The 21,598-nt window shown below is 38.9% G+C and carries 17 protein-coding genes and 1 riboswitch; of the genes, 6 read left to right on the forward strand and 11 right to left on the reverse strand.

Features of this window, described 5'->3' with window-relative positions:
* The first annotated feature begins 109 nt into the window (after nt 1-109).
* From AC1DNH_RS17195 to AC1DNH_RS17205, 3 genes are all read left to right on the forward strand, one after another.
* The gene (locus AC1DNH_RS17195) at nt 110-1,660 is read left to right on the forward strand and encodes an Rne/Rng family ribonuclease (RefSeq protein WP_029274483.1); all 1,551 of its coding nucleotides are present in this window, start codon (nt 110-112) and stop codon (nt 1,658-1,660) included.
* 397 nt (nt 1,661-2,057) lie between these two features.
* Nucleotides 2,058-3,434 (forward strand): DNA repair protein RadA, encoded by a 1,377-nt coding sequence (gene radA / locus AC1DNH_RS17200; protein ID WP_477578899.1) that lies wholly within the window; start codon nt 2,058-2,060, stop codon nt 3,432-3,434.
* Nucleotides 3,435-3,758: 324 nt separating this feature from the next.
* Nucleotides 3,759-4,223 (forward strand): DUF4920 domain-containing protein, encoded by a 465-nt coding sequence (locus tag AC1DNH_RS17205; protein WP_477609051.1) that lies wholly within the window; start codon nt 3,759-3,761, stop codon nt 4,221-4,223.
* A 271-nt stretch (nt 4,224-4,494) separates the two neighbouring features.
* Here AC1DNH_RS17205 and AC1DNH_RS17210 read toward each other — a convergent pair whose 3' ends face one another.
* Together AC1DNH_RS17210 and AC1DNH_RS17215 are read right to left on the reverse strand one after the other, a co-directional pair.
* Nucleotides 4,495-5,559, reverse strand: a complete 1,065-nt coding sequence (locus AC1DNH_RS17210; RefSeq protein ID WP_477582568.1) for a branched-chain amino acid aminotransferase — start codon at nt 5,557-5,559, stop codon at nt 4,495-4,497.
* Between the two features lie 144 nt (nt 5,560-5,703).
* The gene (locus AC1DNH_RS17215; protein ID WP_477582570.1) at nt 5,704-6,669 is read right to left on the reverse strand and encodes a tryptophan 2,3-dioxygenase family protein; all 966 of its coding nucleotides are present in this window, start codon (nt 6,667-6,669) and stop codon (nt 5,704-5,706) included.
* 64 nt (nt 6,670-6,733) lie between these two features.
* Nucleotides 6,734-6,796: riboswitch (Fluoride riboswitch) on the forward strand.
* 19 nt (nt 6,797-6,815) lie between these two features.
* Between AC1DNH_RS17215 and AC1DNH_RS17220 the strand changes: the two genes are divergently transcribed.
* Nucleotides 6,816-8,105, forward strand: a complete 1,290-nt coding sequence (locus AC1DNH_RS17220) for a voltage-gated chloride channel family protein (RefSeq protein ID WP_477610825.1) — start codon at nt 6,816-6,818, stop codon at nt 8,103-8,105.
* Between the two features lie 90 nt (nt 8,106-8,195).
* On the opposite strand, the gene AC1DNH_RS17225 is transcribed toward AC1DNH_RS17220, so the two are convergent.
* The 3 genes from AC1DNH_RS17225 to AC1DNH_RS17235 form a co-directional block, all read right to left on the reverse strand.
* Entirely contained in the window at nt 8,196-8,495 is a 300-nt protein-coding gene (locus AC1DNH_RS17225) for a transposase (RefSeq protein WP_477582573.1), read from the reverse strand.
* A gap of 402 nt (nt 8,496-8,897) precedes the next feature.
* Entirely contained in the window at nt 8,898-10,199 is a 1,302-nt protein-coding gene (locus tag AC1DNH_RS17230; protein WP_477582574.1) for an HAD-IB family phosphatase, read from the reverse strand.
* On the reverse strand, nt 10,199-11,161 hold the full coding sequence (locus tag AC1DNH_RS17235; protein WP_477582576.1) for an NAD-dependent epimerase/dehydratase family protein: 963 nt from the start codon (nt 11,159-11,161) through the stop codon (nt 10,199-10,201). The genes AC1DNH_RS17230 and AC1DNH_RS17235 overlap by 1 nt, the downstream gene beginning before the upstream one ends.
* A 71-nt stretch (nt 11,162-11,232) precedes the next feature.
* Here AC1DNH_RS17235 and AC1DNH_RS17240 point away from each other — a divergent pair, with 71 nt between their 5' ends.
* Both AC1DNH_RS17240 and AC1DNH_RS17245 read left to right on the forward strand, forming a co-directional pair.
* Nucleotides 11,233-12,414, forward strand: a complete 1,182-nt coding sequence (locus tag AC1DNH_RS17240) for a formimidoylglutamase (protein WP_477608405.1) — start codon at nt 11,233-11,235, stop codon at nt 12,412-12,414.
* 179 nt (nt 12,415-12,593) lie between these two features.
* Nucleotides 12,594-13,748, forward strand: a complete 1,155-nt coding sequence (locus tag AC1DNH_RS17245; RefSeq protein WP_477581865.1) for a redoxin domain-containing protein — start codon at nt 12,594-12,596, stop codon at nt 13,746-13,748.
* 66 nt (nt 13,749-13,814) lie between these two features.
* On the opposite strand, the gene AC1DNH_RS17250 is transcribed toward AC1DNH_RS17245, so the two are convergent.
* The 6 genes from AC1DNH_RS17250 to dcd all read right to left on the reverse strand — a co-directional run bounded on the left by AC1DNH_RS17250 (nt 13,815) and on the right by dcd (nt 21,532).
* Complete coding sequence (locus AC1DNH_RS17250; RefSeq protein ID WP_477581863.1) at nt 13,815-14,321, reverse strand: SMI1/KNR4 family protein; 507 nt, start codon at nt 14,319-14,321, stop codon at nt 13,815-13,817.
* Between the two features lie 12 nt (nt 14,322-14,333).
* Nucleotides 14,334-15,605 (reverse strand): phosphoribosylamine--glycine ligase, encoded by a 1,272-nt coding sequence (gene purD, locus AC1DNH_RS17255; RefSeq protein ID WP_215129489.1) that lies wholly within the window; start codon nt 15,603-15,605, stop codon nt 14,334-14,336.
* A gap of 65 nt (nt 15,606-15,670) precedes the next feature.
* Nucleotides 15,671-16,552, reverse strand: a complete 882-nt coding sequence (locus AC1DNH_RS17260; RefSeq protein WP_477581861.1) for an SDR family oxidoreductase — start codon at nt 16,550-16,552, stop codon at nt 15,671-15,673.
* A 105-nt stretch (nt 16,553-16,657) separates the two neighbouring features.
* Complete coding sequence (locus AC1DNH_RS17265) at nt 16,658-17,419, reverse strand: enoyl-CoA hydratase/isomerase family protein (RefSeq protein WP_477581860.1); 762 nt, start codon at nt 17,417-17,419, stop codon at nt 16,658-16,660.
* A gap of 98 nt (nt 17,420-17,517) precedes the next feature.
* Entirely contained in the window at nt 17,518-20,208 is a 2,691-nt protein-coding gene (locus AC1DNH_RS17270; RefSeq protein WP_477608409.1) for a carboxypeptidase-like regulatory domain-containing protein, read from the reverse strand.
* A gap of 787 nt (nt 20,209-20,995) precedes the next feature.
* Nucleotides 20,996-21,532 carry a dCTP deaminase gene (gene dcd, locus AC1DNH_RS17275; protein ID WP_215129483.1) on the reverse strand — a complete coding sequence of 179 codons (537 nt, stop codon included), beginning with the start codon at nt 21,530-21,532 and terminating at the stop codon, nt 20,996-20,998.
* Nucleotides 21,533-21,598 lie beyond the last annotated feature (66 nt).

Below are 21,598 nucleotides of genomic sequence, written 5' to 3' on the forward strand. Positions count from 1 at the left end.
GAGGTTTAAACAATTTATATGATTTTTTTATTGTATATGTTTTTGGCTACATCACTGTTTTTATTTACTATCCATTTGTTAATAGGCGAAAGCCTTAAATCTGTAGCTGTTGGTAAAAGAATTAATTATCAATTCGACTCCTGCCGGAGTTACCATAGCGTTGATTGAAGACAAACAACTTGTTGAGCTTCACAAAGAACAAATCAATATTAACTACGCTGTAGGCGATATTTATTTAGGCCGCATTAAAAAAATTATGCCTGGCCTGAATGCCGCTTTCGTGGATGTTGGTTATGAAAAAGATGCTTTTTTGCATTACTTTGATTTGGGCCCTCAGGTGCAATCTTTAATTAAGCTAACGAAGATCAAGCGTAATGGCTCGGTTACAGGCACATTATTAGATAATTTAAAGCTAGAAGCCGATATTAACAAGGCGGGCAAAATTTCTGATGTGCTCAGTAAAAACATGCTCCTACCTGTACAAATTGCCAAAGAGCCAATTTCTACAAAGGGACCGCGTTTAAGTTCCGACATTTCGATTGCCGGCAGGTATGTGGTACTGGTGCCATTCTCCAATACCATATCTGTATCAAAAAAAATTAAAAGTAATACCGAACGTAATCGTTTAAAAAAGATTATTGAAAGTATTAAACCTCAAAATTTTGGGGTCATTATCAGAACCGTTTCTGAAGGCAGAGGGGTTGCCGAAATGCAAAAAGATCTTTTAGATTTAATTGCTAAGTGGGAAAACTTCATTAAAAAAATGCCATCTACCGAACCTTCAAAAAGAGTTTGGGGAGAAATGGACAGATCATCAACGTTAATCCGTGATATTCTGAACCCTGATTTTACAAACGTTTACGTGAGTACGCCAGAGTTGTACGATGATATCCGTTCTTATGTTCACGACATCTCTCCCGAAATGGAAAAGATCGTTAAACTATACAAACAGAAAGAACCTATCTTCGATCATTTTGGTGTAGAAAAGCAGATTAAAAACGCTTTCGGAAAAACAGTAAACTTACCAGGCGGTGCTTACCTTGTTGTAGAGCACACTGAAGCACTCCACGTTATAGACGTGAATAGTGGAAACCGTACTGCCAGTAAAGAAAATCAAGAAGAGAATGCTTTACAGGTAAACAAAGAGGCGGCCAAAGAAATTGCCCGTCAATTGCGCTTGCGCGATATGGGCGGTATTGTGGTAATCGATTTTATCGATATGCACAAACCAACAAACCGTAAAATGCTATTCGATTATTTGCGTGAGCTGATGTTATTGGATAGAGCCAAACACACTATTTTGCCTCCGAGCAAATTTGGTTTGGTACAGATTACCAGACAACGTGTTCGTCCGGAAATGAATATTGTTACGGTAGAAAAATGTCCGGCCTGCGATGGGACCGGAGAAATTAAAGCGAGTATCGTTTTAATGGATGATATTGAGAACAACCTTAATTATATTTTAAGAGAGCAGAATGAAAAAGGCGTAACCCTTTGCGTACACCCATACATCGAAGCTTACATTACAAAAGGCATTTTCAACCTTCAACGCCGCTGGTTCTTTAAATACGGCCAATGGATTAAAGTTAAGGCACAATCATCGTATCACTTAACCGAGTTTCACTTCATCTCCGCAAAAGATGAAGAGATTAAGTTATAACTCAAAACACATTTAACAGAAAGCCCGGATTTTTTAAATCTGGGCTTTCTGTTGTTTAAGTGTATTTCAAATCTAAAATATTAATTAAGTGCCTCATTAAGTTGTGCTCAGATGACTTAGGTGGTCAATATTTTTGGAAAACAACTGTCCTGTGCGTTTTGGCCACTTAGTCCTGCTATCCCTCCAAGTCCTCACTCATTCTTCGCTCCGGGCTTTCCGTTCTATCAGGTTTATCAACAATGGCGCTGCATTTTATAGTGATGTTTCGAACCTCGCAGGTTTTGAAAACCTGCGAGGTTTAACGTAAACACGATTCGGGCAAACGATTAATTGTTCAAAAAAATAAAAACACTTTCAATCCTGAAAGGTTAAATTCGTAATCTAAAATTTTAATCAATTGGCAAAATCAAAAAGTGCATTTTTCTGTCAGAGCTGTGGCTACGAATCGGCAAAATGGTTGGGTAAATGTCCGTCTTGTAACCAATGGAATACCTTTGTAGAAGAAATTGTAGAAAAAAGCTCCGCTTCTGTTCCAACCTGGAAAAGCGATAATACCAGTCGCAAATTAAGCAAACCAAGTAAGGTTGATGAAATACAATCATCAACTGAGCGTAGAATATTAACTGGCGATAAAGAATTAGACCGCGTTTTAGGTGGTGGATTAGTAGAAGGATCGCTAGTGCTCATCGGCGGTGAACCGGGTATCGGGAAATCGACCTTGATGTTGCAACTGGCTTTAAATTTAAAGGGCAAAAAACTACTCTATATCTCCGGTGAAGAAAGCGAACAACAGATTAAAATGCGGGCAGAAAGGATTCAGGAAAGCCCCTCATCCAACTGTTACATTTTAACAGAAACTTCTACACAGAATATATTTAAACAGATCGAAATTCTTGAACCAGAAATTTTAGTTGTAGATTCTATTCAGACTTTGCACTCCGCTCATATCGATTCAACACCAGGTAGTGTATCGCAGGTAAGGGAATGTACTGCCGAATTATTGCGTTTTGCAAAAGAAACCGGCGTACCTGTTTTCCTTATCGGCCACATCACCAAAGATGGCGCTATTGCAGGCCCTAAAATACTCGAGCACATGGTTGATACGGTTTTACAGTTTGAAGGCGACAGGCACCACGTTTATCGCATCCTAAGATCCATCAAAAACCGGTTTGGTGCAGCCGCAGAACTCGGGATCTACGAAATGCAGGGCAGTGGTTTAAGAGAAGTTTCCAATCCATCAGAAATCTTGCTCTCACAACGTGATGAAGAGCTGAGCGGAATCGCCATAGCCGCAACCTTAGAGGGTGCAAGGCCGATGTTGATTGAAACACAGGCCTTAGTGAGTTCGGCAGCATATGGAACTCCTCAACGCTCAGCAACAGGTTTCGATACCAAAAGGATGAACATGCTCTTAGCTGTTTTAGAAAAACGCTGTGGCTTTAGATTAAGTACACAAGATGTTTTCTTAAATATCGCCGGTGGAATTAGAGTGGAAGACCCTGCAATTGACCTGGCCGTATTAATTGCCATTATATCATCGCATCAGGATATCGCTGTTTCTTCAAAAAACTGTTTCGCCGCAGAAGTAGGCCTATCGGGAGAAATTAGGGCGGTAAACAGAATCGAACAACGTATTGCCGAAGCAGACAAATTAGGTTTCGAAACGATTTACATCTCTAAATACAACTTGAAAGGAATTGATACAAACAAATACAACCTTGAGATTAAAGCAGTAAGTAAAATAGAAGAAGTGTTCAGCCTTGTTTTTGGATAGATAAAAGGTGGGGAAACAACTCAACAAATTTCCACAGAAAGAAGATAATATTCTACATTCCTATAACATCATTGAATATTAACAAATCAGCAAAAAAACAACAACTAACTGAATATAAATACATTAACTATACCAAAAACAAAAAATTAAACTTTTGGATTCTAGTTTGCCTATAATAATTTAAATGTACATCATAAAATGTGATTGCAATTATAGGGATGATTTTCCCCGTTAATGGATGTTAGCGGGGATTTTTTGTTTTCATTATTAATGAAAAATTTTAAATAACTTTGATTAGATCATTAACCGGATAATTATAAAACCATGAAAAAAATCATTCTAAGCTTCAGCTTTTGCCTATTTACGGCATTTTCATTTGCTCAAAGCGCATATACTGGTCAAAAATTTGGAGAAGAAGTTAAACCAGGAGATGTAAAACCTGCTGCAAAGATGGAAGCTGCCATGGGGGATAAAAAAATTGCCGATATGAAAATCGAAGGCAAGGTGGTAGATGTGTGTAAGAAAAAGGGCTGCTGGATGACTTTAGAAATGCCTAATGGCGATCCAATGCGGGTAACTTTTAAAGATTATGCGTTCTTTATGCCGATGGATATTGTTGGCAAAAAAGTAGTTTTGGATGGATTGGCAAAGAGACAAACCATCTCTGTAGAAACTTTACGCCACTATGCGGAAGATGCTAAAAAATCTCCTGAAGAAGTAGCAAAAATTACCGATCCTAAAAAAGAATTGGCTTTCGAAGCTAAAGGCGTAGTGATTTTGGATAAATAAAAGAAAGTCCGGGGTCCGCGAAGACCGAAGTTAGCGGCGGCAAGCCTAAAGAGCTAAATTTTGCTAAAATAAATTACAAATAACAATATACTATATGAAAGTCGTCATCTCGACTGAAGCGTAGCGAAATGGAGAGATCTATAATAGATTAGCTTCGCGCTGAGCCTTCGGGTTTTCGACTGCGTTATACTCCGCTCGAAATGACGATATATAAATAAGAAACCCCGATGCATATTCTGCACCTGGGTTTCTATTTTTATGGATGGTGATCTTAGATTACCCAGTTCCAACCAAATTCATCAGGTGCTAAACCGTAACGGATATCGTTTAATTTTTTAGCAATGCCATTAGAAATATGTCTTGTAGATGGGTCGGTCAATTTATAGCTCTGACCATTATAGCCCATTTCGCCTACATGTGTTACTGTAGCTGCAGTTCCTGCGGCAAAAGCCTCTGTTAAGCTTCCGTTTTCAATTCCTTCAATCACTTCTTTAACAGAAACCCTACGTTCTTCAACTTCTACTCCAGCATCTTTAGCCAGTTTAATAATAGTATCACGCGTTACACCATCCAAAACAGTACTGCGTACTGATGGCGTAACCAATTTGCCATTAATTACAAAAAGTAAGTTGGCAGTTCCAGCTTCTTCAATAAACTCATGCGTTACCGAATCTGTCCAGATCAATTGATCGTAACCTTCTTTTTTTGCTTGCTCGAAAGGATATAACGAACGTGCGTAATTTCCAGCAGTTTTGGCAAAGCCTACACCACCTTCGTCTGCACGCGTAAATTCAGTTTCAATTTTAACCTTTAGTGCACTACTGTAATATGGACCAGTTGGTGTAGTTAACAAAGCAAATTTATAGGTATCAGATGCCTTAACGCCCAAATAAGGGTCCATTGCAAACATGACCGGGCGGATGTATAAAGCATAATCTTCTTGATTAGGTACCCATTTCTCATCAACATTGATTAATGCGGCTAAACCTTGCATAAAAATTTCTTCAGGAATACCTGGCATCGACATTCTGGCGGCTGATTTGTTAAAACGTTCGAAGTTTTTATCGGCACGGAAAACACTAATTTTACCATCTGGTTGGCGGTAAGCCTTTAATCCTTCGAAAATCGCCTGTCCGTAATGAAGTGCAGAAATTGCCGGGCTCATCGGAATTGGACCATAAGGAAGAATCTGTAAATTTTTCCATTCGCCATCTTCGTAGTCGGCAGTAAACATGTGATCGGTAAAAACCTTACCGAACGGTAATTGCGAAAAATCAGTAACAGCCAAACGTGTTTGCGCTGCTTTGGTGATTTTTATATCTAATGTCTCGGTCATTGTATTTGAATTTTGAATGGGTGAATGATCGAATGGTTGAGTGTTTTACCGCTCATTCTCTTATTCAATAGTTCGCTCATTCTGTCATTAATTATTTCGCGCAAATTAAGAAAAAACAGGCTTTTTTAATAGCTTTTTGTAATATTAATCTTTGTTTTTGAGTGTTTTAAGTACACTAAGCACCCAACCTTTACCCCACTCTTCCATTTGCTCACCGGTCCATAAGAACGGATAAAAGATTCTCTTCTGAAAACGCGGAGGCAGATACTTTTGCCAGTTGGTTCCACCTGTTGCTGCAATATCAACCGGATCTTTCTCCAAATAACGTACGGCCGATTTGTAGTGCGATAAAGGCCATTCTACATTTACATACAAATCTAACTTGCGCAACTCCTCTGCAAGGGCAGAAACATCAGCTCCATTCGCTTGCAATTGATGGTATAAAGCAGAAAAATTAGTTAAAGTGCGATCTTTAGCCAGTTGTAGAAACTGAGCAGCATACTTTTTAATAAATTGCTTTAAGGTTAAAGTTTGCTTACCCGAAGACAGCTCGGTTGCACCGAATTTCCAGTAAATATTTTCGAATTGTTCTGCTATTGTTGCAGTACTTAGTTCTTCGCGTTTGCTTTTATCTACCAATTGGATAAAATCTGTAGCACAGATCTCGATCATCCGGTACTGGCCAGATTGGAACCCACTGGCAGGCAATAACGACATGCGGAATTTCAGGAATTGCTCTTTCTCCATACCATCAACCATCACCTCGAAAGAAGTGGTTAAGGCATTGAAATAAGCGTTGATCCGTTTTACGCGTGCAGTAAAAAACTCGGCGGTTAAATTTTCATGTTCAGCAATCTGCCTGCATTCATGCAGTGCGAGCTTAAAATAAAGTTCCGTGATTTGATGGTACATGATGAAAATCTCTTCATCCGGAATTGGTGTTTTAGGATTCTGCAAGCTCAGTAAAGTATCCAAATGAATGTAGTCCCAATAGGTTAAGAAATCGGCATATAAGAGTCCATCGAGGTACGATGCCATATCTTGCCCCATTGCCGTATACTTTTCTTGCAGTTGATGTAATTTGTCTTTTATTTCGGGTGTGAAATCCATGGTTTAAAGTTAGCTGCACAAAGGTGATAAAGATTTTGCAACAAATAACTAAATTTTATACATTTGGGACAATGGCGATGGAGTACCGCCAAAACCGCCCAAACAGGCTGATGACTCCTACGATTTTTATTTAAAATTGAATTCAAATGCCTGTTAAAAAACTAACAGAAGGATTTCTTCTGTCTATTAAACATTTTATTAAACTCGACTTCGGATTACTCTTAATTAGCACATTAAAGTGGCTGTTGATTTCTGCAATATTGGGTGGGATTATAGGCTCTGCCTCTGCCCTGTTTTTAGAAACTTTAAACTGGGCAACCAATTACCGTGAACAACACCTCTGGATTATCGCCTTTTTACCAATTGCCGGTATACTCATTGGCCTGGCTTACCATTACTGGGGTGCAGCCGTTGTAAAGGGCAACAACCTCTTGATTGAGGAATTACAATCGCCCAAAAATGTGATTCCGCTGATTATGGCGCCACTCATTTTTGCAGGCACGATTATTACCCATTTATTTGGCGGCTCGGCTGGAAGAGAGGGTACAGCTGTGCAAATTGGAGGAGCCTTTGCCGATCAGTTTACGAAACTGTTTAAACTTAAAGCCAGAGATCGAAAAGTGATCCTCATCTGCGGGATCGCTGCTGGCTTTGCCTCTGTTTTCGGGACACCATTGGCAGGCGCTGTATTTGGATTGGAAGTTTTCGTTATTGGAAGTTTAACCTATAGTTCCATTCTTCCTTCATTTATTACTGCAATTATTGCCGATTATGCCTGCAAAAGCTGGGGTGTTGGGCATACCCATTATTCCATTTCTCTGGTGCCGGAAATGAATTCGATCAATTTACTGTTATCCTTAGGTGCTGGAATATTATTTGGACTGGTGGCGAGATCTTTTTCGGCCTTAAACCATAGCTTATCAAGTCTTTTCAGTAAAATCAAATACCCACCATTAAGGCCATTTATTGGTGGATTAGTTTTAATCGCCATTATTTACCTGATCGGGAATACACGATATATCGGCTTGGGCATTCCGGTTATTTCAGAATCCTTTGTTCAACAAGAAGCGTATTATACATTTGCGATCAAATTATTTTTAACAGCATTTACCCTGAGTGCAGGGTTTAAGGGCGGCGAAGTTACTCCACTTTTCTTTATTGGGGCCACACTGGGTAGTTTTTTGAGTTTCTTTATCCCCTTACCTCTTGGACTGTTGGCAGGAATGGGCTTTGTGGCTGTTTTTGCAGGGGCAGCGAACACCCCTTTGGCTTGTATTTTTATGGGCGTAGAGCTATTTGGTACCTCATCGGGAATTTATATCGCCTTAACCTGTGTTACTGCTTACTTATTTTCTGGCCATACGGGAATTTATCGGTCGCAAACGATAGGTACACCTAAGCATTTGTTGTTGAAGAGGCATCAGTTTTTGAGGTAGCTTTGACAACCTTCTCAACAAGAGGCCTGAAGGTTGTCAAAGCTTATCGAATTGGTTTTGATAATCTTCTAGAGATTGCAAAGAAGGCTGTCAAAGTTCATCAAACATGATAATATCCTGAATGTCAGAGTGAAATTTTAGATACCCTGCTTTTCCACCAAACCAATCCAACACATAATGTTTCTTTAATTTAGTATTGGCTTCAAGTAAAATCCGACCGTAAGAACTCCATTTCCAATCTCTGAAATCGGAAATAAGATTATGCTTTTGAGGATTAGAATGAATATAATAAACAAGCCTTGTAAAATAAGATTCGTCGTTTATCTGAGCACGTTTAAATGGCGTTTGAAATAATGTACCTATTCTTTTATGCTGGATATTAAATGCCAATGCGTATGATTGGAAAAATATTCTGAATTGTTTGCTTACAATATCATGCACTGAAAATTCACTAATTGGGTCATTAGCCTTTAAACTTTCTTTAACCCGGATTAGCAGATGAAAATGATTCCCTAATAAACAATATGCATATACATCTAAAACATTGGAAAGGTATAGATCGAATTTTTTTAGGAAAACCTATAATTAGCATCTGATTTAAAAAGTGGTTGCCTATCTATAGATCGGTTATAAATGTGATAGAATTTTCCTTGTTCAAATTTAGTATAGTAATGTTCGGTCTTTGCCATAAGAATGCTTAATAAACCAATATACTAAAAATAGGCTATAAAAAGCTTTGACAACCTACTGGCAAATAGCCTATAAGGTTGTCAAAGCCTCCGATCAACACAATTAGTATAGCACCCTAAACTTTATGGTATGCTCGATCTTTTTAAGCGATTTAAACAATTGTTTATCATATTCTGCATTGATATCGGTAATGGCATAGCCGATCTCAGGGTTGGTCATTAAAAACTGGCTCACAATGTTGATGTCGTGCTTAGCAAAAACAGTGTTGATTTTCGCCATAATACCCGGAACGTTTTTATGGATGTGAATTAAGCGATGCGATTTCTCAATTTTCGGCAATTGTAAGTTAGGGAAATTGCTGCTTAGATAAGTTGCTCCGGTATTCATAAAATCGGCAACCCGTTTCGGGATAAAATCGATATTACGTGGATTATTTTTAGGGTCATCGAAAACAACAATACCTTGTTTGGTACATAAATCGAGGTCTATTCTATTTTTCGCATTACCTAAATAACCTATAGTTTTTAGCTTAGCTGCGTTTTTTAACTGTTCTTTATTTATTTTTTCGCCATCAGCTAAAAGAATAATTCCCACATCCTTTACGTATTTATCTTCAAAAGAAGTCTTATGCCTAATTGATAAACCATCATTTTTAAGGATAGAAATCGTTAAGGGATCAACTTCACCAATTACCAGGCAAAGGATTCTGTTTTTAGGATAAGAAATTGCACGCGGCAGATCGTTTACGTACAAAAACTCGTCGAAGCTTGGTGTTACATGGTCAGCTTTCGAAACAATACTTTCACGGGCTATATTCTCCGTAAATGCAAAAAATTTATTGATGATACCGCTTTCGCGCAACTGGAAATCAGAGTACCCATCGCCAATACCGAATAGTTCGCCTTCGAGCTTTAAATGCTGAAGTAATTTTACTTTGCCACCCTCTTCACTTAAAGGATTGGTATGATCGTAATCTATAATTTTACCATCGCCAGTGGTTACAAAGGTATTGGCATAAATATTTTCCTTTTTAATGTGGTATTGGCTCACTACAGGAGTAATAAATTCCTTAAATCCGCCAGAAACAATCAGCACCTCATCGGCATGTTTCTTAAAAAACTCAGCATTACGCGAAAAAGAGGTAGACACTTTCTTTTTCAAATGTTTGATGAGTTGTTTTAAATGATCTTCGTTAGCTTCAAGAAGCTTAACACGTTGTGCTAAACTTTCGGAGAAGGAAAGTTTTCCTTCCATGGCAAAATTGGTATAATCTTCAATTTTTTGAAAAATCGCCTCTTTATCTGGGTGGTTCTTTAGCGAAATTCGTGCAAGTTCATCAAGTGCTTCTACCTGTGTAAAGGTACTATCAAAATCGATGATGTAATAGGCTTTCTGTTTGGGCATTATCTTAAATGTTGGGTAATTTCTTTTATGCTTTCGGCAACCGGCTTAAAGGTAATGCCAGTTTCCGTTTTTATTTTATTGTTATTGTAATAACTTAATGTTAAACTGCTCTTTGCAGCATCTTTAGTGATGGAAGGCTGTTTACCAGTGAATATGGATGCAAATTTTAGCGCCCTCCAGGCTATTCCGAGCATCCATGGTTTTGCTTCTCTTTTTGGTTCTTTAACGCCAAAACCCTGAGCAATTTCACTGAACAGATCTTTATAATGATAATCATCGGCAGAAATGATATACCGTTCTCCCGAAACTTCAGCATCCATTAACAGGATCATCGCTTTGGCCACATCTTCAACATCTACAAAACCAGAAGCCCCATCGGTGTAAAAGGGAAAACCACCTTTTATCAGTTTAAAAATTGCTCCACTCCCCTCAAAGCCCGCATTTTTACCGATAATTACCGATGGGTTGACAATGATAGCATCTAAACCTTCAGTAATGCCCCGCCAAACTTCCATCTCACCCTCGTATTTCGATAAACCGTAGGCGTGTGCTCTGGCATCATATTCCCAAAAGTCTTTTTCAGTAATTTTATTGCCCTTTTTAGCATTTCCCAACGCAGCAACTGAGCTTACATGCAATAAACGGCAATTATTTTCGGCACAAAGATTTACAATGTTCGAGGTTCCTTCTATGTTTACATGGAAAAGTTGCTTTTTATCTTTTGGGTTGAAGGACACAAAAGCTGCGCAATGGTAAACTTTGGTAATCCCGATAAAGGCATCTTCCAATACGGAAGGCTCGTTAATATCAGCCTCAAACCATTCAATGAGTGGGATATTCTGGATTTGTGAAGGAATTTTAGATTTCTCCCGCCTCAAGGCCCGAACAGTTAAACCTCTATCGGTTAACTGCTTAATTAATTCAGATCCTAAAAATCCAGTTCCTCCGGTTACCAGTATCATTTTATTTTTTTCGAGCTATATGTGGAAATACGCATTCAAAAATAGATATTTGAGCCGAGAGTTTTAAATATATGTCATTAACGGATTTCTTTTCCCCTATAAACCCTGATAGTTTTACACCCAAGCAAGGATTTTTCACAAGTCAGCTGGGGTTAAAAGCGCAGATTTACACCGAATTGTTCCCCGATTTTGAGGAGCACACCTACGATCTGGCAATTTTTGGGGTACTTGATGGAAGAGGCGCCGTTAACAATGAAGGCTCTGCCCTGGCACCCGATTATTTTAGAGAGAAATTTTATAAACTCAACGAAGGTGCTTTTAATAGTAGGATTGTCGATTTAGGCAATATTAAACACGGCGCAACCATTGCCGATACCTATATTGCCATCAAGATGGTGGTTTCGGAACTGATTAAAAAAGACATTATTCCAATCATTATTGGCGGTGGACAAGACTTAACTTATGGCCAATACCTGGGTTATGAAGATTTAGAGCAAAAAGTAGATCTGGTGGTTATTGATAACCAATTTGACATTGGCGATGACGACAATGAGGGAATTGCTACCCGCTCAGACTGTTACCTGAACAAAATTTTCCTGCACCAGCCCAATTACCTTTTCAATTTTAGCAATGTGGGTTATCAAACTTATTTTGTAAACCAAGAAAGTTTGAGCGTGATGGATAAATTATATTTTGATGTACACCGCTTGGGTGAATTTGCTCAGGACATTACCCTAACAGAGCCTATTATCCGTAATGCAAACATGATTAGCTTTGACATGGGCGCTATCCGTTCTGCAGATGCCGCAGCAAATGCGAATACCACGCCGAATGGTTTTGATGGTGAAGAAGCCTGTCGTATTGCCCGTTATGCTGGCATGAATGATAAGTTGACCTCAATTGGTTTTTACGAGTTTAATCCGGCCTATGACAATAATGGACAAACTGCCTTCTTACTTGCTCAAATGGTATGGTATTTTGTTGATGGATTTTATGCCCGCAAAAAGGATTTTCCGCTAACACCGAAATCACAATTTATGATCTATCGAACCAGTTTAAAAGACGGTTCGGGAGAAATGATGTTTGTGAAAAGCAAAAAATCAGACCGCTGGTGGATGCAGGTCCCTTACCCTTCGGGACAATCTAAAAACGAGCGTTACCATCTGGTGCCTTGCAGATATGATGATTACCAGACTGCTGTTAATGGCGAAATGCCCGATTTATGGTGGAGAACCTACCAAAAACTTAACTAAAAGCTATCCCTGAAACAGTCCATCATAATTTTACACAGCTATTTACGTTTTAGCGGTACAGATTTCTATATTTGGACAGAATTAAACTAACCTCATGAAACCATCATGATTTTCAATATCACAAAGTAAAATCAACAAATCATGATAGCTTTATCACCAATGAAAAAAATATTATACAGATGAAAAAACTATTATTATCTGCGATGGCGCTATTGCCCCTTGCAGCCTTGGCACAGAAGCCATTTACAGTTAGTGGCGATATAAAAGGATTGAAAACCGGAGATAAGGTTTACCTGATCTATCAGGGAGATGGTAAAAACATTACTGATTCGGCAACTGTAACAAATGGCACTTTTGCATTTAAAGGAACATTGTTAAATCCTGCACAGGGAAGTCTTTTCTTAAACAAAAACCCTTACGTAAACCGTCCGGCACAGGGAGAGAAATTAGATGCTTTATCGCTATACGTAGAGCCAGGAAATATAAAGCTAGCCGCAGCAGATTCTTTAAAAAAAGCAACAATTACTGGCTCACCAGTTAATGACGATGCAAAGAAATTAAAAGCATTAACTAAACCTGTAGCAGATAAACTTGCTGCAATTAATGCAGAATATGCAGCCTATACACCCGAGCAGAAACAAGATAAAGCTGTTATGGGGGCTTTAGGTGCCCGTTATGAAAAAGAAGCTGCTGGAATGGCTCCATTATTATTACAGTATGCAAACGGCAATCCAAAATCATTTATCAGCTTAAGCGCAATTAGCCAATTGGCAGCAGATCCTGATCAGGCAACAGCAGCAGAAAAAGCTTTTGTTGGGTTGTCGCCAGACTTGAAGGCAACTACTACAGGTAAAAAAATTGCTCAAATATTTGACGCTGGAAGAAAAACCGCTGTAGGTGCCATGGCTATGGACTTTACGCAAGTTGATACCGCAGGTAAACCTGTTAAATTATCCGATTTTAAAGGTAAATATGTACTGGTAGATTTTTGGGCATCTTGGTGTGGCCCATGCCGCCAGGAAAACCCAAATGTGGTAGTGGCTTACAACAAATTTAAAGATAAAGGCTTTACTGTTTTGGGTGTTTCTTTAGATGGAGGAAATACCAGAACTACCAAAACGGCATGGCAGAAAGCCATTGAGGCTGATAAGTTAACCTGGACACATGTATCAGATTTAAAAGGCTGGAGCAATGAAGTGGCTCAAATGTATGGCATTCAATCCATTCCGGCTAATTTCTTAATTGATCCAACAGGTAAAATTATTGCAAAGGGACTTAGAGAACAAGCTTTACAAGACAAACTTCAAGAATTACTGGGAAGTAAATCGAAATAAAAAAGCGTTCAAAACAAAGAAAGCCCCAATTAAAATTGGGGCTTTCTTTGTTTATACGAAAACGTATTATGCAGATTTTAAGAAATCCAATACGTTAATGAAATAATTTTCAAGCCCTTCGTAAGGATCTTCTCCCGGAATCCATGAAGCAAATTTCCAGTATTCCCAATCTGCATTTTCAATTACCGGCGGGATTAGAAGAAAATATTGCTCTTCTCCTAAGCCACCAATAATAATGCTTCTGGCCAGTTTAATGGCTACCTCTAGCAACTCATCATTTTCTGTCCAAATCTCGATTAGCTGTGGATCAACATCCTTTAGAAATGCGATATCACTTGCTTTTGAAAACGACGGATCAACGTGTTCATTTGGCGTGGTAAATCCATTGGTAATCAACAGAAATTCCTTATAATCCGTTGGAAGCGTTACGCCCAATCTTACCTCAGCTTCTTGTATTTCGGCTGAGGTGGCGGGTTGATTGCCTAGCCACTTTGCTTCGGTTTGCTCAGGTGTAAAACTAAACTCTCCTTGTTTAATTGCGATTTCGGAGATCTTCTTAAGTACTTTTTTCAACTTATGTTATTTTTAAATTAAGTCAAAACCAATATCTTCTCTGAAATATTTCCCGTCGAAATAAATTCTGCCAGCATCAGCAGTTGCAGATTGTAAGGCAGTAAACAAATCTTTTTGCAAACTGGTAATCGCAATTACCCTTCCTCCATTTGTTTTCACGACATCATTTTCTAACAATGTTCCGGCATGGAATGCGTTAGAATGACGTAGGTTTTCAATTCCAGTAATGGCTTTACCCTTCAGGTAATCGCCTGGGTAACCACCTGCCACAATCATTACAGTAGCAGCTGTTTGCTCAGAAATAACCAAACTCACCTGGTTTAATTGTTTGTTGGCAGTAGCTAAAAACAACTCTACCAAGTCGTTTTCAACTCTAGGGATCACACTCTCTGTTTCAGGATCGCCCATACGTGCATTGTACTCGATTACAAATGGCTCTTCTCCTACTTTTATCAGTCCGAAGAAGATGAAACCTGTATAATCGATATTATCTTTCTTTAAACCCTCAACTGTTGGCTTAATAATCCGTTCTTCTACTTTAGCCAAAAATTCTGGTGTGGCAAAAGGAACTGGCGAAACTGAGCCCATACCACCAGTATTTAAACCGGTATCGCCCTGACCAATCCGTTTATAATCTTTAGCTGAAGGCAGTGTGATATAATTTTCACCATCGGTTAAAATAAATACCGAAAGTTCTATCCCGCTTAAAAATTCTTCGATTACTACTGTTGCACCGGCTGCACCAAATTTACCGCCAAGCATTAGTTTTAATTCTTCCTGAGCCTCGATGGTTTCGGTACAGATTAACACACCTTTACCTGCCGCCAAACCGTCGGCCTTTAAAACAACTGGCAATGCATGGTTTTGCAAATAAGCCAAGCCATCCTCTAAAGTTTCGGGCGTGAAAGATTTTGAGGCCGCAGTAGGAATACCATGGCGTTCCATAAACTGTTTAGAAAAATCTTTACTCCCTTCTAAAATAGCTCCTTCTTTTTTAGGTCCGATAACTGGAATGTGCGCAATGGCTTTGTCGGCAAGGAAAAAATCGTGAATACCATTTACCAAAGGTTCTTCAGGGCCTACTACAACGAGTTCAATGTTTTCGGTAAGCACTACTTTTTTAATGGCATCAAAATCGTTTACATTGATGTTGATGTTTGTACCATAAGCTCCTGTACCACCGTTACCTGGAGCAATAATTAGTTTATCGCAGTGCGAAGACTGGCTCATTTTCCAAGCGAATGTGCTTTCTCTGCCGCCTGAACCTAAAAGTAAGATATTCATATCGGCAAAGATAATATTTTAGTAACAAGTAGCGAGTATCAAGTAATAAGACTTGTCATCAAATACTAGCTTCCTTTAGCGCTTCGTGTCATTTGTTCGAGCATATCCCACATTTCGTTCGGGATTGCTTCCAAACCATTCATCTGGCCTGCTCCCTGCAGCCATTCTCCGCCATCAATGGTAATTACTTCGCCATTAATGTATCCAGAGAAATCGCTCACCAGAAATGCAGCTAAATTGGCGAGTTCCTGATGATCGCCAACTCTTTTCAACGGTACACGGTTTTTGAAATCGAATTTTTTGGCTAAATCGCCGGGCAATAAACGCTCCCATGCGCCTTTAGTTGGGAACGGACCTGGAGCAATAGCATTGGTACGGATACCATATTTACCCCACTCTACGGCCAAAGATCTTGTTAGTGCTAAAACACCACCTTTTGCACAGGCAGAAGGCACAACATAGGCTGAGCCTGTAAAAGCGTAAGTGGTAATTATATTTAAAACTGTTGCCGCTTGTTTTTCCTTAATCCAGTGTTTACCAAAGGTAAGTGTACAGTTAACCGTTCCTTTTAAAACAATATCGATAATGGATGAAAATGCATTGGCTGATAACCGTTCGGTTGGAGAGATGAAATTACCCGCAGCATTATTCAATAATATATCAACAGAACCAAATCTTTCTAAAGTTTTGGCCAATACGTTTTCTACCTGTGCTACTTCTCTAACATCACAGGCAACTGCCAATACTTTGCCGCCTGTTTTTTCTTCCATTTCATCGGCAGTTTTTTGCAGTACATCCTGTTTTCTGCTTGTGATTACGAGGTTGGCTCCTAATTTCAAGAAATATACGCCCATTGCTTTCCCTAACCCCGTTCCACCACCTGTAATTACAATGGTTTTTCCTTTTAAAGCGTCTTCTCTGAGCATTGGTGCATTATAACTGAACATAGTATATTGGTTAATTGGTTAAAGCTAAAAATGGTTAACTGTTGAAACTGGTTAATCGGTTAATTGTTGTAATTAGCTAACTGAAAACCGACAACTGCAAACTGATTATTTTCTCTGCAGATTAGCTAAAATTGTTTTTAAAATATGGCGTGTTGCCGGCGACCACCATTGTGCTAACATTTTTTCTAAAGTAGCCGACTGATCTGCAGTTACGGCAGCAATTAATTCCTCGCGTATATTTAACTTGCTTTGCGACCAGGTATTACTTTCGAGCTCCATGTATTTCTTAATCTTACGCTCGGCAGCCGTTAACAAACTTTCATTTTTCACCAATTCATCAACCAAACCGACTTTTAAAGCTTCTTCGGGGCTGTAAAGTTTACCTGAAAGCAAACTACGACTGGCTTCAGCCTTACCTAACCAAAACGCATACAATTGAAAAATACTATTTGGTACAATAATACCTACCGGCACCTCATTAAGTCCAATAATATATTGTCCTTCTGCCATTACCCGATAATCGCAGGCCAATGCCATTACGCATCCGCCGGCCGGGCTATGGCCACTAATTGCCGCTACCATCGGTTTTTTAAATGAGACCATATTGGCTGTAAAACCCAAAAACAACTGCCAGAAAACTTTAGCCTCCTCTTCGTTATAGTTATAAAGTTCTACCAAATCCAATCCAGCAGAAAAGAAAGGTGCTGTACCGGTTAAAACTACACCGCCAATGTTATCATCGGCGGTAATATTTTTAAGCATATCGTCAAGCTCGGTAATCAACTCGCGATTTAAGGCATTCGATTTTCCTCTATCTAACGTAATGGTTGCCAGGCGGTCTTTAACACTTACTTTTATTGTATTCATATTTTAAATAGTATCAAGATTTAAGAATCTAGGATCAAGATAAATATACCGCAGCATAAACTATGCATGCATACTAATTCAAATTTATCTATTTTTCTCTATTTAACGTCATAAGTGTAAACTTTTCTTGCCAAATGCCCTATAGCGTCTATTCCTTCTATTACTACACGGTAGGTTCCGGGTTCGTCTGCATTATAAAATTCGAATTGTGCTTTTCCATCTTTATCTGTAACAACCTGTGGGTTCCAATAAATAGTTGTTCTGAAATCGGTCCTGCTGCTTGAGCTTGTTGCATCATATTTTGGCGAATAAAACTCTCTTGAAATCGTAAATCCTTTTGGATTAAAGGTTACAATACCTGGAGCATAACGGGTAGTACTTCTTCCTCCATCACCACGTTTAGTTGTAACGATAATTACACCTCCGCCACCTTGCGAACCATAAATGGCTGTATTACCGATACTTTTTAAAAGCTCAATAGATTCTACATCGTTAGGGTTAACATTATCCAGAAAATCGGCTTCCATAGGCATTCCATCCACAATGAGTTGAATAGGAGTATTTTGGCTGCGCATTAAATATGGCACATTACCTCTAAATATTACACCTGGTAACCGCCCTTGCAAACATTGCGAAAGGGTAACACAGGTAGAGAGCTGATCGGCTGTCATCACGAAATCGGCCCTTCCTGCGCCATTTAGGTTGGATGAATTCTTCGCTGGGTTTTTCTTTTCAGTAATGGTTACTTCTTCAAGTTTAATGGTCCGCTCCAGCAAGCCTAAACGTGTCATCTCATTAAAATAGTTATCGCTTTCTTTAATATACTTCATCAAAGTATTATTCACATTGATATCGATATCGGCTCCATTTTTATTCTTGGTTACAATCTGCCCGGGTACGATATCAAGATTAATATCTACAAACTTCCTTTCTGTTTTAGTTCTGGCCTGAACAACAAATTTTGTACTATCGCCAAAACTTAAATTATCGAAAACAAACTTTCCTTCGGCATTGGTTACCGTATCCAAAATGTACATCGTTCCTTTTGTAGCCATTAGCATTACCTTACCACCAGGTACAGGCTTATTGCCTTTCATTACCGTTCCGCTAATGGTAATAGACTGCTCGGGTTTATAGGTAATATTCGGACCAACACCATTGATAATATTTTTCCAAAGAAATCTTCTCCAGCCCTGGGAAAGCATTAAGTTATCGAGTTCCTTTTGTGTTTGAAGATCATCCTTTAAAAAATAATGGTTGGGTTTCTCTACGTAGCCACTCAAATCAGAGGTAAGTAACAACGAGGTGAGGATATTAGACTCGTTATTTTCATCAGGCGTTACTTTTACCGTATTGGTTACAGCAACCGAAAAACTACCTAAAACGGGTTTATTATCATTATTAGCATCGAAAGTAAAGGCCGCTTTCCCTCTTTTTGAACTAGAAACTCCTGATGCATTAATCGATAAGTCAATTAATTCGGCCTTGTTATTAATAAAAACCAACCGCTCTGCCAAAGGTTGATTGCTGCTTGAAAATAAAGTAAACTGCACAATACCAGTTGGCAGGTTCTTTTTTGGAATATTGGCCACTAGTACCTGTTTATCCATTTTAGCTTTCGAGCCATAATATACATTGCCACCATGCTGCGCCACAACTTTTAGTTCATCGCCATTCACAAGATCGGCACTGCCCATAATTTTAACCACCACTTTACCTGTATCTAAAGCATTTACAGAAAGTGCATAACCACTTTTAACGGCCACAGGTAATTTAAACGTTTTTTCTGATCCATCCTTAAATTTAATCTTTGCCGAATATGACTTACCTGCCTGATTATTAAACACAAAATTACCCATACCTAAATAATTGGTGGCAAAACTGGTTACTTCATTTCCCCCTTCGTCTACTATACTCCCTTCTACATCTTCACCGCGACCATCGGCATTAACAGCTTTAATAGCAACTTTTTGGGGCAATTCTTCAACAAGTGTTCCCCCCTCTGGCATAAACTGTACATCAACATTGTTAGAGGTGGAAGTGATCGGAATAGATTTGATTACTTTTTGTTTATTATCCAGCGCGATGGTCGCAATAATTTTCCCTGATTTATTTTGGAAAGATTGATTGTTTGTGAAGCTAATTACCGCATCACCCGTTAAACTTGTTTTAACTTTACCCTTTGTAACGGTACGGTAATCTAACTGAACTTCATAACTTACTTCATTTTCACTGTAAGCCACGCCATTTTTATCTTCAAAATGAACTGTTGCCGTTACTTTATCTGCATTGTTCTCTTTGATAAAACTGTAAGAAGTTTTTGTAAAAACTTTGTTAGCCCAGCTATTTCCGATCTTAATTGTCTTATCGTAAAAGAATTCGGTACCAAAATTCCGCATGTAATTGGTATAGGCCCTAATTCTATAATTGCCCTCGCCAAGTGAATCTGTTAACTTAAAATCGCCCCAGGTAATTCCTCCCATAATAGGTAACTTAACTAGTTTTTTTAGCGAATCTTTTTCATTTATCAGCTCTACATACAGGATCTTACTAATGCCCGAAGGGGCCGAAGTCTTGGTATTTACAACATAGGCTTTGAACCAAATATCATCGCCAATGGCATAATAAGGCTTATCTAAGTGAAGGTGAACTTTTTCTTGTGGATTTTTACTGGTGTAATCTTCGAGTTTTTGCAAGAGCTGACTAAATGGATCATCATCCATTTTAAATGCGGCAAAAACAATAAGTAGAGATAGAAAACTGATTGCGAGAGTAATTTTGAGTTTCATGTGGTCAGGTAACAAATAAATACGTGTCAAGGTACAAAACCTAAGGCATATTTTTATGAAGATACTATGAAATTTAGTTTCAATCTAAATTTTTAGTTCATAACTACAGAAACACATTAATTTATCAATATGGCGTTGAAAATGAAGGATTCAGTGTGCTTAACTCTATCGGTCCGTTGTTCATAAACCCAACAGCAACCATAGCACAAGGCTTTCATTTCCAAGAACGGAAATATTCCTTTAGCTATTGATTTGGAAATGAGGGGTTCTGATCACTTGGCCTCACCAGCCCCGCTTTTGTTTCTGCCGATGAAAAAATCGGCATTCACGACAATCGGGTTTAGGAACAATGTTTGGACCACGGAGAACAGACTGCCAATCATAAACCCGACAGCAGCGGCGGCTCCCAATTCTTCTATCGGGACCACAGCAAATGGCGGGGCTAAAGCGGCCACGTTACACTGCCTTTCATTTCCAAAAACAAAAAATATTCTTTAGGCTATTGATTCGGAAATGAGGAGTTCTGATCACTTGGCCTCACCAGCCCCGCTTTTGTTTCTGCCGATGAAAATCGGCATTCACGACAATCGGGTTTAGGAACAATGTTTGGTCCCCGGAGAACAGACTGCCAATCATAAACCCGACAGCAGCGGCGGCTCCCGATTCCTTCTATCGGGACCACAGCGAATGGCGGGACTAAAGCGGCCATAGCACGCTCCCTTTCATTTCCAAAAAAGAAAAAGATACCAGTTTTCAATTGAATTGGCTGTCGGCAGTTAAGCAATCTCTAAAACTTATTCTTCCACATCATACTTTCTACTGGTCTGGTGGTTTTGTTGTTGTATTTAGCATTACCTTTTGAATTGTACATCGTTTCTATTTTACCTTCAACAACAAAATAAATCAATTGGCCAATAGGCATTCCGGCATAAATTTTCACAGGTTGTGCTACTGATATTTCTAATGTCCAGGTATTACAAAAACCAACATCACCTTTACCTGCTGTTGCATGGATATCGATACCTAAGCGGCCGGTACTGCTTTTACCTTCTAAAAAAGGCACATGCCCGTGTGTTTCGGTATATTCTAAAGTAACACCAAGATATAGCGTACCTGGATGAAGGACATAACCATCTTTAGGGATTTCGAAATGTTCGATTTCATTGTGCGCTTTCGCATCGAGCACACGGCTTTTATAAGTAGCCAGGTATTTCCCTAAGTGCACATCATACGAGTTGGTTCCTAAACATTCGCGTTTAAAAGGCTCAATGATGATTGTTCCCTTCTCAATTTCTTCTAATATCCTGCTATCAGATAATATCATTTTTATACGTATTTTTGGCCTAAATTATCATTTATTTAAGATAATTTTGCATGTAATCTCCAATTT

Source organism: Pedobacter sp. 01N310 (assembly GCF_056399805.1).

Coding starts and splice junctions, on each gene's coding strand:
- AC1DNH_RS17205 (WP_477609051.1), top strand. CDS start 3,759: ATGAAAAAAATCATTCTAAGCTTCAGCTTTTGCCTATTTACGGCATTT.
- AC1DNH_RS17210 (WP_477582568.1), bottom strand. CDS start 5,559: ATGACCGAGACATTAGATATAAAAATCACCAAAGCAGCGCAAACACGT.
- AC1DNH_RS17215 (WP_477582570.1), bottom strand. CDS start 6,669: ATGGATTTCACACCCGAAATAAAAGACAAATTACATCAACTGCAAGAA.
- AC1DNH_RS17220 (WP_477610825.1), top strand. CDS start 6,816: ATGCCTGTTAAAAAACTAACAGAAGGATTTCTTCTGTCTATTAAACAT.
- AC1DNH_RS17230 (WP_477582574.1), bottom strand. CDS start 10,199: ATGCCCAAACAGAAAGCCTATTACATCATCGATTTTGATAGTACCTTT.
- AC1DNH_RS17235 (WP_477582576.1), bottom strand. CDS start 11,161: ATGATACTGGTAACCGGAGGAACTGGATTTTTAGGATCTGAATTAATT.
- AC1DNH_RS17240 (WP_477608405.1), top strand. CDS start 11,233: ATGTCATTAACGGATTTCTTTTCCCCTATAAACCCTGATAGTTTTACA.
- AC1DNH_RS17245 (WP_477581865.1), top strand. CDS start 12,594: ATGAAAAAACTATTATTATCTGCGATGGCGCTATTGCCCCTTGCAGCC.
- purD (WP_215129489.1), bottom strand. CDS start 15,605: ATGAATATCTTACTTTTAGGTTCAGGCGGCAGAGAAAGCACATTCGCT.
- AC1DNH_RS17260 (WP_477581861.1), bottom strand. CDS start 16,552: ATGTTCAGTTATAATGCACCAATGCTCAGAGAAGACGCTTTAAAAGGA.
- AC1DNH_RS17265 (WP_477581860.1), bottom strand. CDS start 17,419: ATGAATACAATAAAAGTAAGTGTTAAAGACCGCCTGGCAACCATTACG.
- AC1DNH_RS17270 (WP_477608409.1), bottom strand. CDS start 20,208: ATGAAACTCAAAATTACTCTCGCAATCAGTTTTCTATCTCTACTTATT.
- dcd (WP_215129483.1), bottom strand. CDS start 21,532: ATGATATTATCTGATAGCAGGATATTAGAAGAAATTGAGAAGGGAACA.